11 protein-coding genes are annotated in these 16,605 nt (G+C 73.3%); 4 read left to right on the top strand and 7 right to left on the bottom strand.

The features are described 5' to 3' along the window. Position 1: 1 nt before the first annotated feature. Together ABZZ74_RS35325 and ABZZ74_RS35320 are read right to left on the bottom strand one after the other, a co-directional pair. A complete protein-coding gene (locus ABZZ74_RS35325) occupies positions 2–484 on the bottom strand; it encodes a DUF3515 domain-containing protein (protein WP_356772065.1) in 483 nt (160 codons plus the stop codon). Positions 485–504: 20 nt separating this feature from the next. Beyond that, a complete protein-coding gene (locus ABZZ74_RS35320; protein WP_057616476.1) occupies positions 505–738 on the bottom strand; it encodes an Lrp/AsnC ligand binding domain-containing protein in 234 nt (77 codons plus the stop codon). 206 nt (positions 739–944) lie between these two features. Here ABZZ74_RS35320 and ABZZ74_RS35315 point away from each other — a divergent pair, with 206 nt between their 5' ends. Together ABZZ74_RS35315 and thiD are read left to right on the top strand one after the other, a co-directional pair. Further along, positions 945–1,910: a thiamine-phosphate kinase gene (locus tag ABZZ74_RS35315; protein ID WP_133046760.1), complete on the top strand. Its 966-nt coding sequence runs from the start codon at positions 945–947 to the stop codon at positions 1,908–1,910. Next, the gene (gene thiD / locus ABZZ74_RS35310) at positions 1,907–2,713 is read left to right on the top strand and encodes a bifunctional hydroxymethylpyrimidine kinase/phosphomethylpyrimidine kinase (protein WP_356772063.1); all 807 of its coding nucleotides are present in this window, start codon (positions 1,907–1,909) and stop codon (positions 2,711–2,713) included. Before ABZZ74_RS35315 ends, thiD begins: the two co-directional genes overlap by 4 nt. Here thiD and ABZZ74_RS35305 read toward each other — a convergent pair. From ABZZ74_RS35305 to rpmB, 3 genes are all read right to left on the bottom strand, one after another. Beyond that, positions 2,688–3,884: an FAD-dependent monooxygenase gene (locus ABZZ74_RS35305; RefSeq protein WP_356772061.1), complete on the bottom strand. Its 1,197-nt coding sequence runs from the start codon at positions 3,882–3,884 to the stop codon at positions 2,688–2,690. The genes thiD and ABZZ74_RS35305 overlap by 26 nt on opposite strands. A 34-nt stretch (positions 3,885–3,918) precedes the next feature. Continuing rightward, entirely contained in the window at positions 3,919–6,975 is a 3,057-nt protein-coding gene (locus ABZZ74_RS35300; RefSeq protein ID WP_356772059.1) for a BTAD domain-containing putative transcriptional regulator, read from the bottom strand. A gap of 96 nt (positions 6,976–7,071) precedes the next feature. Further along, on the bottom strand, positions 7,072–7,257 hold the full coding sequence (gene rpmB / locus ABZZ74_RS35295) for a 50S ribosomal protein L28 (protein ID WP_003993230.1): 186 nt from the start codon (positions 7,255–7,257) through the stop codon (positions 7,072–7,074). A 251-nt stretch (positions 7,258–7,508) separates the two neighbouring features. On the opposite strand from rpmB, the gene ABZZ74_RS35290 reads away from it, so the two are divergent. Further along, entirely contained in the window at positions 7,509–9,329 is a 1,821-nt protein-coding gene (locus tag ABZZ74_RS35290; protein WP_356772057.1) for a DAK2 domain-containing protein, read from the top strand. A gap of 1 nt (position 9,330) precedes the next feature. On the opposite strand, the gene ABZZ74_RS35285 is transcribed toward ABZZ74_RS35290, so the two are convergent. Both ABZZ74_RS35285 and ABZZ74_RS35280 read right to left on the bottom strand, forming a co-directional pair. Next, positions 9,331–12,351: a tetratricopeptide repeat protein gene (locus ABZZ74_RS35285; protein WP_356772055.1), complete on the bottom strand. Its 3,021-nt coding sequence runs from the start codon at positions 12,349–12,351 to the stop codon at positions 9,331–9,333. Continuing rightward, entirely contained in the window at positions 12,351–14,219 is a 1,869-nt protein-coding gene (locus tag ABZZ74_RS35280; protein WP_356772053.1) for an HSP90 family protein, read from the bottom strand. The genes ABZZ74_RS35285 and ABZZ74_RS35280 overlap by 1 nt, the downstream gene beginning before the upstream one ends. Positions 14,220–14,386: 167 nt before the next feature. Between ABZZ74_RS35280 and recG the strand changes: the two genes are divergently transcribed. Next, positions 14,387–16,594, top strand: coding sequence for an ATP-dependent DNA helicase RecG (gene recG, locus ABZZ74_RS35275; protein ID WP_356772051.1), 2,208 nt, complete (start codon positions 14,387–14,389; stop codon positions 16,592–16,594). Positions 16,595–16,605: the final 11 nt, after the last annotated feature.

Here is a 16,605-nt window from a genome sequence, read left to right as displayed (position 1 = left end):
CCTAGTCGGCGATCCCTTCGGGGATCGCCTTCTTTATCGCCGGAGCCAGGTCGACGAGCGGGGACAGGCCGTCTCCCGTGCGGCCCTTGGGGATGGTGACCTCGACATACGCCTTGCGCAGGGTCGTGGTGAACCGGAACGAGCCGTCGCCCTGCTTCTCCAGCAGCCAGCCCACCCCGTTCGCCTCGACCCCGTCGGCCTCCGGATCGCTCATCTTCGCGGGCCGTACGACACCGCAGCGCAGTATGATCGCCGGGTTCCCCCAGCCCGCGGTCAGCGCGGACGCGGGCTCGGGATCCCGGCGATCCCGACCGTCCACCTCGGCCGGCAGCACCTTGTCCAGCTTCTGGCACAGCCCGGTCACCGTCGTACCCGGTGAGGGAACCGCGGCCCTGGCGCTGTCGTCTGCCGAGGAGCAGCCCGCGAGCGTGATCAGCAGGGCGAGCACGGGCAGGCCGGTGAGCCGGTGACGGAAGAAGTTCACCGGCCAAGGGTAGACGGGGGCTACAGATGGACGACCGGGCAGGTCAGGGTGCGGGTGATGCCGTCCACCTGCTGGACCTTCGCGACCACCAGGCGGCCCAGGTCGTCCACGGTGTCGGCCTGCGCCCGCACGATCACGTCATAGGGTCCTGTCACGTCCTCGGCCTGGATCACCCCAGGAATCTTGCTGATCGTCTCTGCGACGGTCGACGCTTTGCCGACGTCCGTCTGGATCAGGATGTACGCCTGTACCACGGAACCTCCAGGGCGGCCACGAGGATCATGTGGGGAAAAGGAACGCCACGGTATCGCGTCGCCGCGCGCCGCGGGGAGACCCGCGAAGGCCGTGGCTCACGCGCCGGGGTGTGGGCACGACACAGGTTGACGGACACCTCGACCGTATCGAGGACACTGATGACGCGCGACCGGGAACGGCAAGGGACAGAAGGGGAGCAAGGGCAATGAAGGGCACTGTTGGTGAGCTCGGGGAGTTCGGGCTCATCAGGGAGCTCACCTCCCGTCTCACCACCACCCCGGCGGTCCGGGTCGGCCCCGGCGACGACGCCGCGGTGGTCGCCGCGCCCGACCGACGGGTGGTGGCCTCGACCGACATCCTCCTGGAGGGCCGGCACTTTCGCCGCGACTGGTCCACGGCGTACGACGTGGGCCGCAAGGCCGCCGCGCAGAACCTCGCGGACATCGCCGCCATGGGCGCCGTGCCGACCGCGCTGCTGCTCGGCCTGGTCGTGCCCGCCGAACTGCCGGTGACCTGGCCGAGCGAGCTGATGGACGGCATCCGCGACGAGTGCCAGGTCGCGGGTGCCTCCGTGGTCGGCGGCGATGTCGTACGCGGCGACACGATCATGGTGTCGATCACCGCGCTCGGCGATCTTCGCAACCAGGAACCCATCACCCGGGGCGGCGCCCAGCCCGGCGACCTCGTCGCGGTCACCGGCTGGCTGGGCTGGTCGGCGGCCGGCTACGCGGTGCTCTCCCGCGGCTTCCGCTCGCCGCGCGCCTTCGTGGAGGCCCATCGGCGCCCCGAGCCGCCGTACCACGCGGGCCCGGCGGCCGCGGGACTCGGCGCGACCGCGATGTGCGACGTCAGCGACGGGCTGATCGCCGACCTCGGGCACATCGCCGAGGCCAGCAAGGTGCGCATCGACATCCGCTCCGGCGCGATCGACATCCCCTCGCAGATGAACGACATCGGACAGGCCGTCGGTGTCGATCCCATGCAGTGGGTGCTGACCGGGGGAGAGGACCACGCGATCGTGGCCACCTTCCCGCCGGACGTGAAGCTCCCTGCGCGCTGGAAGGTGATCGGGGAGGTCCTCAACCCCTCGGCGCTGCCCCAGGTGACGGTCGACGGGGCGCCGTGGACGAGCAAGGGCGGCTGGGACCACTTCGGGGACATCGAGTCATGAGCCTCCCGCCCCGGGTGCTGACGGTCGCCGGGTCGGACTCCGGTGGAGGCGCCGGGATCCAGGCGGACCTGAAGACGATGCTCGCGCTCGGCGTGCACGGCATGAGCGTCGTCACGGCCGTCACCGCGCAGAACTCCCTTGGTGTGCAGGGCGCCTGGGAGCTGCCGGTGGAGGCGGTGCGGGCGCAGTACCGGAGCGTGGTCGACGACATCGGCGTGCAGGCCGTCAAGACCGGGATGCTGGCCTCGGCCGAACTCGTCGAGACCGTGGCCGAGTTGATCGCCGGGACGGACGCCCCGGCGGTCGTCGACCCGGTGGGCGTCTCCAAGCACGGGGACCCGCTGCTGGCCGCCTCCGCGCTGGAGTCCGTACGCCGGCGGCTCCTGCCGGTCGCGACCGTGGCGACCCCGAACCTCGACGAGGTCGCCCAACTCACCGGTGTGCGGGTCGAGTCGGAGGGACAGCTCAAGGAGGCCGCGGCGGCCGTGCTGTCGTACGGACCGCGATGGGTGCTCGTCAAGGGCGGTCATCTGCCCGGTGACGCCGTGGACCTGCTCACCGACGGCACCGAGGAGCACTGGCTGCGCGCGCCCCGGCACGACAACCGGCACACGCACGGCACGGGCTGCACCCTCGCCTCCGCGATCGCGTCGCAGCTCGCGAAGGGGCGGACCGTGCCGGAGGCGGTGGCCGCCGCCAAGGAGTACGTCACCGGGGCCGTCGCCGCCGGCTTCGCGCTCGGCGGCGGGATCGGGCCCGTGGACCACGCCTGGGCGCTCAGAACGGGTACTCCCTCAGCTTGATGTCCGTGGCCGCCTTCTCGGTCATCCGCTTGAAGAAGCGGGCCAGCGGACGGGAGGCGAGGATCCGGTACATCCGGTCCCGGCTGCGGATGCGCCGCTCGGTCGCCGGGGCGAAGAACGGCCCCGCGTTCCCGGAGATCTTCTGGCAGCCCTTGGCGAAGTCCCGGATCCGGGTCTCGTACTCCGCGAAGGCCGTGCGGAAGTCGCCGTCGGCGAGGGCGAGTTCACCGGCGAGGACATACGCGCCGACGATCGCCACGCCCGTGCCCATGCCGCCCATGGTCGCCCCGTACCCGGCGTCACCGAGCAGCGCCACGCGTCCCTTGGTGAGGCGGTCGACGTGGATCTGGGCGATGGCGTCGAAGTACAGGTCGTCGGTCTCTTCGAGGGCCTTGAGGATCGTCGGCCCCTCCCAGCCCAGCCCGGCGAAACGCTCCCTGAGGATCCGCTTCTGCGCGGTGACGTCCCGGCGGTCGTAGCGCAGTTCCTCGGACCGGAAGACCAGCAGCGCGCCGGCACGGTCCGGGTCGCCGTCGTAGTTGCCGACGACGACCGCGCGGCCGGGCTCGCTGTAGACCCGGCCGGTCCGGTCGAGGCCCAGATGGTTGGGGACGTCGAAGCCGGCCACGTAGTGATCGAAGAAGCGCAGGTAGCGGGATTCGTCGCCGAAGACCAGCCGACGGGTGTGGGAGTGCAGTCCGTCCGAGCCGACGACCAGGTCGAAGCGGCGGGGAGCGCCCCGCTCGAAGGTGACGTCCACGCCCTGCGGGTCCTCGGTGAGGGTGGCGATCGAGTCCCCGAAGACGTACTCGACATCGTCCTTCGTCCGCTCGTACATGATGCGCGCGAGCTCGCCGCGGAAGATCTCCACGTCGCCGCTCATCATGTCCGCGGGCAGGTCCACGCGCGGGGCGCCGTCCGCGTCGACGACGGTCTGGCGGCCCATGTGGGTCTGACGGGCGTGGATCTCGTCCCAGATGCCCATGGAGGTGAGGACCTTGCGATGGACGTGGCCGCGGAAGTCGACCGCGAAGCCGCCGCCGCGCAGTTCGGGTGCCTTCTCGACGACGGTCACCCGGGCGCCGAGCCGGGCCAGGTCGAGGGCGACGGCGGGGCCGGCGACGCTCGCGCCGGAGACCAGGACACTGAGGTTGCTGAGGTTCTTCGTCATGCGGTGAGCTTCGGCGGGGCCGCTGACCGTCCGCCTACCGTTCGCTGACCGCCGCTGACCGCCGGCTCCGGCCCCGCTCGAAGGCCGCCGCGTAGGCCTCCGCCGACAGCCCGGCGCGGGCCTCCCGTTCGGCGCGTACGACGTCCGGGGCGCCCGCGTCGGGGGCGCCCCGCAGGCCCGTCGCGGCGCCCAGCAGGACGGCGGCCCGTTCGGGCGATCCGGCGACGGACGCCAACGCCTCCGCCACCTCGGCGAGTTCGAGTTCGCCGGGGCCCTCGACCGCGAGTTCGGCGGCCTGCCGGAACCAGTCGCGGGCCTCCTCGGCGCGGCCTTCGGCGACGGCGGTGCGGCCGAGCCCGATGAGGATCCGTGCGGTCTCACCGACGCTGAACCAGTTGGCGGCGCAGGTCTCCAGAGCGGCTTCGTACTGCTCACGCGCGCGTGCCGGGTCCCCGGCCAGCCGGGCCGCGTCACCGAGGCCGCGCCGGGCGCCCGCCATCTTGTCGGGCAGACCGGCGTCACGGGCCAGCGCCAGAGCCTGCCCGAAATGGATCTCGGCACCGGCCGTGTCGCCCTGGTGCAGCAGCACGGCGCCCCGGGTACGCAGCAGGTCGGCGGTCTCCTCGGGGGCCGCCACCTCCCGCATGTACGCCAGTCCCTCGTCGATCAGCTCCAGGGCGCGCCGCGCGTCCCCGCGCGCCAGGGCGAACATGCCGAGCGGATCGAGGCAGTTGGCCATCCCCCAGCGGTCACCCGTCTCCCGGAACGCCTCCAGCGCCCGGGCGAAGCTCTCCTCGGCCTCCCGCGGCCGGCCCGCGAACCGCTCCTGGAAACCCAGGCCCACCTCCAGCAGTGCCCGAGCCCAGGGGTCCTCGCCGGCCAGGGCTATGGCCCGGTCGTTGCTCGCCGGCCGGGGGCCGACCGCCAGCGACCACAGCATGAGGATGTACGGCAGCCGCAGCGGACCCTCGTACGCGGCCAGGATGGCGTCCACGCGCGCGACGAGCCCGTCGCGGCCGGCCGCGTCCTCGCCGTCGCCGAGGAGCACGTTGATCGCGCACAGCACGTACTCCTCCGTCAGCCCCGGAGGCGGCGCGTCCCCGACGGCGGCCAGCAGCTCACGCGCCGATGCCACCTGTCCGCCGTGCAGCCCGCGCAGTCGCCAGAAGCACGACAGGACGGCCATCAGCCGCAGGGCGTCCCGGGGGCCGTGGCGTACGAGGTGGCGGAGCGCGGCGTCCAGGTTGTCGTGCTCGGCGGACAGCCGCTCCAGCCACGGCAGTTGACCACCACCCCGGACGTTCGGCTCCGCCTCCTCGGCCAGCCGCAGGAAGTACGCGGCGTGCGCGTCGGCGAGAGCGCCCGGGGCGCTCAGGTTCTCCGCCGCGAACGCCCGGATCGTCTCCAGCATCCGGTAGCGCCCCTCGGACACCTCCACGAACGACTTCTCGACCAGCGAGGCCAGCACGTCCTCGGGATACGGCAGCCCGCACACCGCTTCGACCGCCTCCAGGGTGGCGCCGCCGGAGAACACCGTCAGCCGCCGCGCCAGCTCCCGCTCCTCCTCGTCCAGCAGCTCCCAGCTCCACTCCACGACGGCGCGCAGCGTGCGATGCCGGGGCGCCTTGGAGCGGTCGCCGCGCGAGAGCAGCCGGAACCGGTCGTCCAGCCGCTCGGCGAGCTCGTCCGGGGTGAGGGTGCGCAGCCGGGCGGCCGCCAGCTCGATGGCGAGCGGGAGCCCGTCGAGGGCGGCACAGATGTCGGGCACGCGCGCGTGGCCGTCGAAACCGGGCCGCACCGCGCGCGCCCGGTCCAGGAACAGCCGCTCGGCGGGCTCCGGCCGCAACGGCGGTACGGGGACCAGGACCTCGCCGGTGATGCCGAGCGACTCCCGGCTGGTGGCGAGGACACGGACGCCCGGGCAGGCGGCGAGCACCAGGGCGGAGACCCGGGCGGCGTCCTCGACGAGATGCTCGCAGTTGTCCAGCACCAGCAGCACCTCCCGGTTCTCCAGCGTCCCCAGCAGCCGGTCGGTACTGTCGGCCGCCCGGCTGCGAAACCCCTCACGCACCCCGAGGGCGGTCAGAACGGCGTACGGGATCTGCTGCCCGTCGGCGACGGGAGCGAGCTCCACGAAGCAGACGTCGGGGGAGGGGGACGGGTGGCCGGCGGAGGAGCGGGCACCGGTGCTCGTGCGGTTCGTGAGAGTGGCTGCCGCCTCGATCGCCAGACGGGTCTTTCCCGCGCCGCCCGGGCCCGTCAGGGTGATCAGGCGGGCCTCGGCGAGCAGGGCGGCCATGCGGGCGAGTTCGGGCTCGCGGCCGACGAAACGGGTGAGCTGGACCGGGAGGCGGCGGCGCTCGGGCTCCGTGCCCTGGAGCAGCTCCAGGTGCAGCGCGGACAGCTCCGGCGACGGGTCGGCGCCCAGCTCGTCCGCGAGGGTGCGCCGGGCCTCCTCGTACACCGTCAGCGCCTCCGCGGGCCGTCCGCCCGCGTGCAGGGCCCGCATCAGCTGCCCGTACAGCCGCTCGCTCAGCGGATGGTCCCGCAGCAGCGCCCGTAGCTCCGGCACGAGCTCGGGACCGCCACCGAGCCCCAGGTCCGCCTCGATCCGGTCCTGTACGGCGGCCAGCCGCAGCTCCTCGAGCCGTGCGACCTCCGCGTGCGCGGACGGCAGGTCGGGCAGCGCGGGCCCGCGCCACAGCGCGAGTGCCTCCCGCAGCCGGGCCGCCGCGCCCTTGTGGTCACCGTCGGCGAGGGCGGCTCGCCCTTGACCGGCCAGCTGTTCGAAACGGTGCGCGTCGACGGACTCGGGCGGCACGTCGAGGCGGTATCCCGCGGGCACCGCCTCGACGTCCGTGTGCGGGGCCAGGCGGCGGCGCAGCCGGGAGATCTGGGACTGCAGTGCGTTGGCGGCCCCGGCGGGCGGCTCGGCGCCGTACAGGCCGTCCGTGAGCCGCTGCGTGGAGACGGGGTGGCCGGCGTCCAGGAGCAGGAGGGTGAGCAGGGCGCGGGGGCGGGGGCCGCCGGGGTCGACGGGGGTGCCGTCGTCGGTGCGTACCTCCAGGGGGCCCAGGATGCCGAAGCGCATGGGTACAGCTTGTCAGGACACAGCAAAAAGCCGGTCCACACGAGGTGGACCGGCTCAGTGCAGCGAACCAGCGGTGGCCGCGCGCTTAGCTGTGCGTCAGCGCGAGACCTTGCCGGCCTTGATGCACGAGGTGCAAGCGTTCACGCGCTTCGGCGTCCCGCCGACCACGGTACGGACGCGCTGGATGTTCGGGTTCCAGCGACGGGACGTACGGCGGTGCGAGTGCGAGATGTTGTTGCCGAAGCCCGGCCCCTTGCCGCAGACGTCGCAGTTGGCAGCCACGGGTCACTCCAAAGACTTCAGATGCACTTACGGTTGGATCCCGGCATGCCGGGATCGCGATCGCAGGATCAGATCTGAGTGGCGTTGCCAGGGGAATGGCCCGATCTGGATCGGGCAACCGGAGCAGCATACAACGACTGCGCCAGTACAACGAAACTACCATGGCTGCTGACACCCCCGGCCCCGGCCCTCTTCCGGCACCGACCGTCCCTGGGTCTACGCTGCGTCCAGTCCAGCTCAGGGAGGCGCAGGTGGCGCGGGTGCCGCAGACATTCCTCGATGCTCTCGCGGTGCGCACCTGGTGCGGTCTCGCTCTGGAGGCGCTGGGACGCGCGCGCGAGGAGATCGACGCGATCAACGTCTACCCCGTGGCCGACGGGGACACCGGCACCAATCTGTATCTGACCATGGAGTCCGCCGCGGCCGCGGTCGAGGCCGTCTTCGCCGGTCACGAGGCCGGCGTGGATGCCGGGAAGCCGACCCTGGCGGAGGCCGTGCGCGCGATGGCGCACGGGGCGCTGATCGGCGCCCGGGGCAACTCCGGGACCATCCTCGCGCAGCTGCTGCGGGGCATGGCGCAGGTGCTCGCCGAGGACGGTGAGACGCCTCACACCGACGGCGACGGGCTGCGGCTCGCCCTGCGGCACGCGGCCGACTCGGCCCGGCAGGCCGTCGCGCACCCCGTCGAGGGCACGGTCCTGTCGGTCGCCTCGGCCGCCGCCGACGCGGCCGGGGACGACGCCGAGGACGACTGCGGGTCGGTCGCCCGGGCCGCCCACGCGGGCGCGTGCACCGCGCTGGCCGCGACGCCGGGCCAGCTGGCGGTCCTGGGCCGCGCGGGCGTGGTCGACGCCGGCGGACGCGGGCTGGTGGCGGTACTGGGCGCGCTGGTGGAGACGTTCACGGGGGAGATGCCGGGGGGAGCGCCGGTGCCGGGCGGCGAGGGGTACGGGCGGGCGGATGCGGGTGCCGCGCACACGCGTGTGGACTCGGACGCGATGTACGCGCACGTGGAGTCCGACGCGGCGGCGCATCCGCACGTCGAACTCGGCGACCTCGTTTCCGATGCGCTGCACGCGCGCGCGGAGATCGTCTCGGGCCTCTCCGGCACCGCGGTCGAGGAGTGCGCCGACCCGGTGGCGGACGCCGGCCCCGCCTTCGAGGTGATCTACCTCCTGGAGGCCGAGGACGTGGCCGTGACGCGGCTGCGGGACCGGCTCGACGCGCTCGGGGACTCCCTGGTCGTGGTCGGCGGCGACGGGCTGTGGAACGTGCACGTGCACGTGGACGACGCGGGCGCCGCCGTGGAGGCGGGCGTCGAGGTCGGGCGGCCGTACCGGATCCGGATCACCCACTTCGGGGCCGGTGACGTGCACACCACCGGTGCCGAGCGGCCGCCCCGGGAGCGGGTGCAGCGCGCCGTGGTGGCCGTCGTGCCCGGCGAGGGCCTGGCCGGGCTGTACGCCGAGGCCGGTGCGACCCCCGTGCTCGCGCGCCCCGGGGAGCCGCCCGCGAGCGGGGAGCTGGTGAACGCCGTACGGCGTGCCCACGCGCGTGAGGTCGTGCTGCTGCCCAACGACGCTGATCTGCGGCACACCGCGGCCGCGGCGGCCGAGCAGGCCCGCGCCGAGGGCATCCGGGTCGCCCTCATCCCCACGCGGTCCGCGGTCCAGGGCATCGCGGCGCTCGCCGTGCACGAGCCCGAGCGCCGCTTCGACGAGGACGTGGTGTCGATGACCTCGGCGGCCGGCGCGACCCGCTACGCCGAGGTCGCCGTCGCCGAGCGCCAGTCCTGGACCATGGCCGGCATCTGCCAGGCCGGCGACGTCCTCGGCCTCATCGACGGGGACGTGGCGGTGATCGGCACCGATGTCACCGCCACCGCCGAGACCGTCCTGGACCGCATGCTCCAGGCCGGCGGCGAACTCGTCACCCTCGTCCTCGGCGACGAGGCCCTGGAGTCCGTGGCCGCCCGACTGGAGGCACGCGTGCGTGAGTCCTATCTCGCCGTCGACACGGTGGTCTACCACGGCGGCCGCCAGGGCGCGCTGCTGCTGATCGGCGTGGAGTGACCTAGGGCCTGGCCTGCTCCTCCGTCACCTGCAGCAACTGGTCGGCCTCCGCGCGGCGGTCCCGGACCGTCTCGTCCTCGGTGCCGGCTCCGTCGTACGCCGTGAGCACGGCACGGGCGCGGGCAGCCGCGTCGGCCGGGCGGCCGAGGTCGGCCTCCAGCCAGCCCGCGGCGAGTTCGGCGCCGGTACGGCTGTGCAGGGCGTCCTCGTCCTCCAGCGAGGCGAACACCGCGACGGCCTCGCCGACCTGGACCAGGGCGTCCTCCAGCGCGGCCCGGATCGCGTCGTCGTCGGCGTCCTCGGCGGCGGAACGGGCCAGCAGATCCCCGAACTGGCGGTGCGTGTGGCCCAGTTCGGCGACCAGACGCTCCCGCGCCTCCTCCTCGGCCTCGCCGGCGCCCAGCACCCGCTCGCACTCCCCGACCGCGGCCGACATCAACTCCCGTGCCGCGTCCGCCCCGTCGTCCGCGCGCAGCGCGAGCCACGCACGCGCGCGCAGGGAGCGGACCAGGCCGTGAATGTTGCCGAGCGAGCGCCACAGTTCGCCCGCGCGCGCGTACGCCTGATCGGCCTCGGCGGGCAGTCCGGCGGCCCCGAGGGACTCGGCGGCGAGGTGGGCGAGCGTGGCGTGGTCGTGCTGCTCGGGCCAGTGCCGGGCGATCTCGGCGGCCCGCAGCCGCCGTTCGGCCGCCTCCCGGTGCTCCCCCAGCTCGCTCAGGCAGTCACCGAGCCACCACTGCGCCTGGACGACCGCGCCGTCGCCGTGGGTCTCGACGGTCAGGTCGGGCAGCGCGGACTCCAGCACCTCCGCGGCCTCGGCGAATCGTCCCTGCCGCAGCAGGAAGCCGCCCAGCTGATGCCGGGCCCAGGCACCGAGCGTGGGCCCCTCGCCCGCCTCGTCGGCCCAGTGCGCGGCCTCCAGGGAGTGCTCGGCGGCCTCCACGGCGAGTCCCCGGCCGCCGACGACCTCGGCGAGCTGGAGATGCAGCTGGGCCCGCCCGACCGCCTCCAGCTGCGTCCCGCCGTGCTCCAGCGCTGCCCGCAGCGCCCGCTCCGTCCCGGCGATGTCGCCCAGGTGGTGCGACAACCCCGCCAGCCGCGCCTCGTACTCGACCGCGAACCACGGCAGCCCGGCCGCCACGAACCCGTCCGAGGCCCGCGTGAACAACTCCACGGCCCCCTCCGGATCCCCGCCCTGCAACGCCAGCTCCGCGAGCATGGCCAGCCCCTCGGCCTCCCGGGCGGCGATCCGCACGTCGTCCCCGGCATACCCCCCGACCAGCGCGAGCAACTCCCGCACGGCACGCTCGGCCTCGGCGAGCACGCCCTCCGCGGACGGGGCCCGCGAGGGGGCCGTGCCGGTCTCGTCCGGCACCCCACTGACTGCCCCGTCCTGCCTGTCCTCCCTGTTCACCCCCGCCCCGGTCTCGGCCAGCTCCTGCACCCGGCGCATCAGCACCCGCGCCCGGCCCATCAGCACCGACGCCGTCTGCCTCAGGCCCGTGGCCTCGTCGGCGTACAGGGCGAGGATCTCGTCGTAGGGCTCGGCGACCGCGGCGACGGCCTCGTCGACGCGGCCCGTGAGGGCGCGTACGTACGCCGCACGCGTGCGTGCCGCCAGTGCCTCGCCCGGGTCGCCCGCCTCGGCGTACAGCTCGGCGGCCCGCTCGAAGAGCTCGACGCCCTCGGGCCCCCGGCCCATCGCCTCGTGGTCGACGATCTCGGCGCGTTCGCGGACGTCCAGGTCGACGCCCTCGGCGGCGCGGGACACCGCCGCCCACGCCTCCACGGCGTTCGGCCGCAGCGTGTCCGACAGGCGCCGCGCCTGAGTCAGCAGGGCCGGCAGGTCCCGCTCCGCCTCCGGGGACACCGCGACCGGCGTCGCCACCGGTGCGGCGGGCGCCGGGCGCACCGCGCGGACGCCGAGCGGCAGCCGCTCCACCAGCGGACTCTGCGCCATACGCGCGCGTGCCCGTTCACTGACGTACGTCGTCCCATTGCGCTCGTCGAAGCGCGCCGCCAGGGCCAGGGCCTCGGTGCTCGCGTGCGTGGCGAGTTCGCGGGCCGTCCAGGACCGTCCGGCCGGGCCGGGCACCTCACGGTCCGCGAGGCCCATCTCGACGAGCCGGTCCATGAGCAGGGTCACCACGCTCAGGAAGTCCAGCCGGCTGCGCGGCTGCCCGGTGTCCGTGAAGTACGCGGGCCGCTCCGCCAGCAGCTCCAGGCCCCGCGCCTCGTTCCCGGTCAGAGCGCAGAACTCAACATGGTCCGCGTACGCGCCCCGCATGCTCTCCATGGGCCGCACCAGCCGGAAGCCCCGCAGATGGTTGGCGCGCGCCTCGTCCGCGCGGCCCAGCCGCAGCAGCGGCACCAGCGAGGACGCGAGCACCGTGTGCGGCTCGTGCGCGCACGTGAACTCGCCCTCCAGGACCGGCCGCCACAGCAGCAGCGCCTCCGCGTCCCGGCCCCGCTCCGCCTGCCACCAGCCCTGCCCGTGCAGCTCGCAGGCGTGGCAGTCGGCCATGCTGTCCCGGTCCGCCGCGAGCCAGGCCGTGTACGCCCGCTCCGCGCGCGGGAGGTCACCGACGTGCGCGGCCACGCTGAACTCGGCGCTGCGCACGGCCCGTTCGGAGTGCCCGGCGAGCCGGTAGCGGTGCTCCATCTCGCCGAGCCACTTCTCGATCGAGGCGATCGGGACGTGCGGCTGGTCGAGCATGCCGGACGACATCCACTTGAAGACCCAGTGCAGTGAGTGCGTCTCGTACTCGTCGAAGTCCTCGGGCCGCTCGTCCCACATGCGCAGCAGACGCGCGAAGGGGACGAACATCTTGTCCTTCTCGGAGCTGTAGTTGTAGACCTTCAGCTGGTGCCCGAGCGCCTCGATGACGGCGAGCGGGATGCCCAGCTTCTCCGCCTCGGCGAGCAGTTGCTCCGCGCGCGCGTTGCGCGCGGGCCCCTCCGGCCGTTCGGAGTTCTCCGCCATCGCCCGGCGCAGGGAGTCGAAGTCCGTGATCCCAGCCATCAGCGGCCGTCCTCCCCGTGTGCGGACTCTCCGTTTGCGGACTCTCCGTGAGTGGCCCATTCCAGCAGGCCAATGAACGCCCGGTTCAGCAGGGCGGTGTCCGCGGGCCTCAGCGGCCGCTGCGCCATCAGCAGGGCCTGCCCGTACAGGGACTCCGTGGCCGTGCCGATCAGTTCCGCGTCACCCAGCGAACTGATCCTGCGGACCAGGGGGTTGAGATGGTTGAGCACCAGACGCGCGCGAGGAGCGCTGCCGCGCAGCGAACCGAGGATGCCCGCCCACAGGTCGTCGGCCTGCTCCTCGGCGTCCGCGCGGGCCTGTTCATGCCGGGCGGAGCGGTCGTCGAGGTGGAGGGCGGGGACCGAGACGGGGTGGAAGGCGCGCAGTACTATGTCACATTGCACCGCGTCCAGCCGGGCCCGCGCCGCCGCCAGGAACCCCGACAGCGCCAGCTCCTCAGCCGCGTCCACGGCGTCCAGATGCGCCGTCACGGTGTCCGCGTCCAGCTCCGCGACCACCGTCCCCGGCCGCACCGACGGCAAGGCCTCGACCAGCTCGCCGTCGTACGTGTAACCACCGTTGATCACGCCGATGCCCTGCGCGGAGGCGATCGGCGCGACCTGCCGGTACTCCTCCACCGTCCGCGTGAAGTGCACCACCCGGTGCCGCTGCGCGAACTCCTCCAGCGACAGCCGCCCGTCGGTCGTCTCGAACGGCAGCCACGGCAGCATCGTCCGCAGCATCTCCCGGTCGTGCCGCGCCAGGGACTTCACGCCCAGGTGGTGCACCGACAGGAAGGCCGCCAGCCGCTCCGGATCACCGGCCGCGAGCCCGGTCAGCCAGGCCCGGATCCGTTCGCCGAGCGCCTCCCGCACGGCCGCCAGCGTCTCGTCCTCGTACAGCGACTCGCGCGAGGCTGTGGGCCGCAGACTGTCCGTGTCGAGCACGCAGCGCACGAAGAACGCCCAGTCCGGCAGCAGCTGTTCGGCCCGCTCGGTCAGCAGCATGCCCTTGAGGTGCACCCGGTGCGTCGCCCGCTGCGCCGGACTGACCGCCGACGGCAGCACATACGCCACCCCCCGGATCCCGGCGAGCGGCACGTTCAGCTCGATCGAGTCCAGCGGGGTGAACCCGAACAGCTCGTGACAGTGCCGAGCCAGGGCCACCCTGCGGGTGGCGGGGGAGGGGTGGGGACGGTCCCAGGGCGCGGGCAGATCCGTGACCGCCTCCTCGCCCACCCGGACGTCGTACGGCAGCAGCGAACCGAAGTCCCGCGCCAGCGTGAGCACCCGCTCCGGCGACAGCCACTCCGCGGCCCCCGCGCGCGCCATCAGATGCACGGTGGTGCCGGGTTCGGGCCGGGCCGCGTCGGGCAGCGTCCGTACGGTGTAGGAGCCGTCGTCGCTCGCCGTCCACTCCACGGGCGCCGCGTCCGGGGTACGGGCGCTGCGGCTGACGACCCTGATGCGCTCGGCCACCACGAAGCAGGCCAGCAGCCCGATGCCGAACTGCCCGAGGAAGTCCGAACGGACCTCCTGGATCCCGCCGGCGATCCCCTCGGAGCGCTTGGAACTGCGCCCGATGGTGGCGAGCAGACTGTGCACGTCCGCCTCGGTGAGCCCGATGCCGGAGTCCTCCACCCGCAGCGCGCCCGCCTCCGCGTACAGCCGCACCCGCGCCGGGGCGTCGGGCTGCTCGGCGCGCCGGGCGGTGATGGCGTCCACGGCGTTCTGCAGCAGCTCGCGCAGATAGACCCGTGGACTGGAGTAGAGGTGATGGGAGAGCAGGTCCACCAGTCCACGCAGGTCGACCTGGAACGTATGAGGTGGCGGAGACGGCTGGGATGACTGTGAGGTCTGGGAGTCCATCGTCGCAGCGCCGGTGGGGGGACTGCACGTCGGCGCGGGGTCGGGCGGTCCCGATTGGGGCGGTGACCGCGGGGGATGGCCGGAGCGCGCCATCCTATGGCCGGAACGAGCCGTCTGACCAGGGGTTTCGACAGACGTATACGGCGATGTCAGTGACGTGGTGTGCAATGGATCTCGTGCCCGCACTGGAAGAACCACTGAAGAAGGTGCTCGGACCACCCACCGCGAAGGTGATGGCCGAGTCCCTCGGCCTGCACACCGTCGGCGACCTCCTGCACCACTACCCGCGCAGATACGAGGAGCGCGGCCAGCTCACCCACCTCGCCGACCTGCCGATGGACGAGCACGTCACGGTGGTCGCCATGGTCGCCGACGCCCGGCTGCACACCTTCGCCTCCGCGCGGGCCCCCCGCGGCAAGGGCCAGCGCCTGGAGGTGACGATCACCGACGGCAGCGGCCGGCTCCAACTGGTCTTCTTCGGCAACGGCGTCCACAAGCCCCACAAGGAACTGCTGCCGGGCACCCGCGCGATGTTCGCGGGCAAGGTCTCCCTCTTCAACCGCCGCCTCCAACTGGCCCATCCGGCGTACGAGTTGCTGCGCGGCGACAGCGAGGAGACGGTCGAGACCTGGGCCGGCGCCCTGATCCCCATCTACCCCGCCACCGCCAAGCTGGAGTCCTGGAAGATCGGCAAGGCGATCCAGACGGTGCTGCCCAGCGCCCAGGAGGCCCTGGACCCCCTGCCCGCCACCCTCCGTGAGGGGCGCGGCCTGGTCACCCTGCCCGAAGCCCTCCTGAAGATCCACCAGCCCCACACCAAGGCCGACATCGCCGACGCCCGCTCCCGCCTCAAGTGGGACGAGGCCTTCGTCCTCCAGGTCGCCCTGGCCCGCCGCCGGCACGCCGACGCCCAACTCCCCGCCGTCGCCCGCAAACCCAAGCCCGACGGCCTCCTCACCGCCTTCGACGACCGCCTCCCCTTCACCCTCACCGAGGGCCAGCGGAAGGTCTCGAAGGAGATCTTCGGCGACCTGGCCACCGAACACCCGATGCACCGACTGCTGCAGGGAGAGGTCGGTTCGGGCAAGACGATGGTGGCGCTGCGCGCCATGCTCGCCACCGTCGACGCCGGCGGACAGGCCGCCATGCTCGCGCCCACCGAGGTGCTGGCCCAGCAGCACCACCGTTCCGTCGTGGAGATGATGGGCGAGCTGGCCGAGGGCGGGATGCTGGGCGGTTCCGAGCACGCCACCAAGGTGGTGCTGCTGACCGGCTCCATGGGGACGGCGGCCCGGCGCCAGGCGATGCTCGACCTGGCCACCGGCGAGGCCGGCATCGTGATCGGCACGCACGCGCTGATCGAGGACAAGGTCCAGTTCCACGACCTGGGCCTGGTCGTCGTCGACGAACAGCACCGGTTCGGCGTCGAGCAGCGCGACGCCCTGCGCGGCAAGGGCAAACAGCCCCCGCACCTCCTCGTCATGACGGCCACCCCCATCCCGCGCACGGTCGCCATGACGGTCTTCGGCGACCTGGAGACCTCGGTCCTCGACCAGCTCCCCGCCGGCCGCTCACCCATCGCCTCCCATGTCGTCCCCGCCGCCGACAAACCCCACTTCCTGGCCCGCGCCTGGGAGCGGGTCCGCGAGGAGGTCGGCAAGGGCCACCAGGCGTACGTCGTCTGCCCCCGCATCGGCGACGAGGAGGACGACCCGAAGAAGTCCGCCAAGAAGAAGTCCCCCGAGGACGAGGCGGAGAAGCGCCCGCCGCTCGCGGTCCTGGACGTCGCGGACCAGCTGGCGAAAGGGCCGCTGCACGGCCTGCGCGTGGAGGTCCTGCACGGACGCATGCACCCCGACGACAAGGACGCGGTCATGCGCCGCTTCGCCGCCGGCGACACCGACGTCCTGGTCGCCACCACCGTCATCGAGGTCGGTGTCAACGTCCCCAACGCCACCGCGATGGTCATCATGGACGCCGACCGCTTCGGCGTCTCCCAGCTACACCAGCTGCGCGGCCGGGTGGGCCGAGGCTCCGCCCCCGGCCTCTGCCTCCTGGTCACCGAGATGCCGGAGGCGAGCGCGGCCCGCCAGCGGCTGAACGCGGTGGCGTCGACCCTGGACGGCTTCGAGCTCTCCCGCATCGACCTGGAGCAGCGCCGCGAGGGCGACGTCCTCGGCCAGGCCCAGTCGGGCGCCCGCACCAGCCTGCGGGTGCTGGCCGTCATCGAGGACGAGGACGTCATCGCGGAGGCGAGGGAGGAGGCGGCGGCGGTCGTGGCGGCGGACCCGGAACTCACCGACCTCCCGGCGCTACGGACGGCGCTGGACGCCCTCCTGGACGAGGAGAGGGAGCAGTACCTGGAAAAGGGCTGAGAATGAACCCG

The organism is Streptomyces sp. NPDC006476 (genome assembly GCF_040612015.1).
Lineage (GTDB): Bacteria > Actinomycetota > Actinomycetes > Streptomycetales > Streptomycetaceae > Streptomyces > Streptomyces griseorubiginosus_B.
This window is presented reverse-complemented; position numbering and strand designations above follow the sequence as displayed.

Coding starts and splice junctions, on each gene's coding strand:
- ABZZ74_RS35315 (WP_133046760.1), top strand. CDS start 945: ATGAAGGGCACTGTTGGTGAGCTCGGGGAGTTCGGGCTCATCAGGGAG.
- thiD (WP_356772063.1), top strand. CDS start 1,907: ATGAGCCTCCCGCCCCGGGTGCTGACGGTCGCCGGGTCGGACTCCGGT.
- ABZZ74_RS35305 (WP_356772061.1), bottom strand. CDS start 3,884: ATGACGAAGAACCTCAGCAACCTCAGTGTCCTGGTCTCCGGCGCGAGC.
- ABZZ74_RS35300 (WP_356772059.1), bottom strand. CDS start 6,975: ATGCGCTTCGGCATCCTGGGCCCCCTGGAGGTACGCACCGACGACGGC.
- ABZZ74_RS35285 (WP_356772055.1), bottom strand. CDS start 12,351: ATGGCTGGGATCACGGACTTCGACTCCCTGCGCCGGGCGATGGCGGAG.
- ABZZ74_RS35280 (WP_356772053.1), bottom strand. CDS start 14,219: ATGGACTCCCAGACCTCACAGTCATCCCAGCCGTCTCCGCCACCTCAT.
- recG (WP_356772051.1), top strand. CDS start 14,387: ATGGATCTCGTGCCCGCACTGGAAGAACCACTGAAGAAGGTGCTCGGA.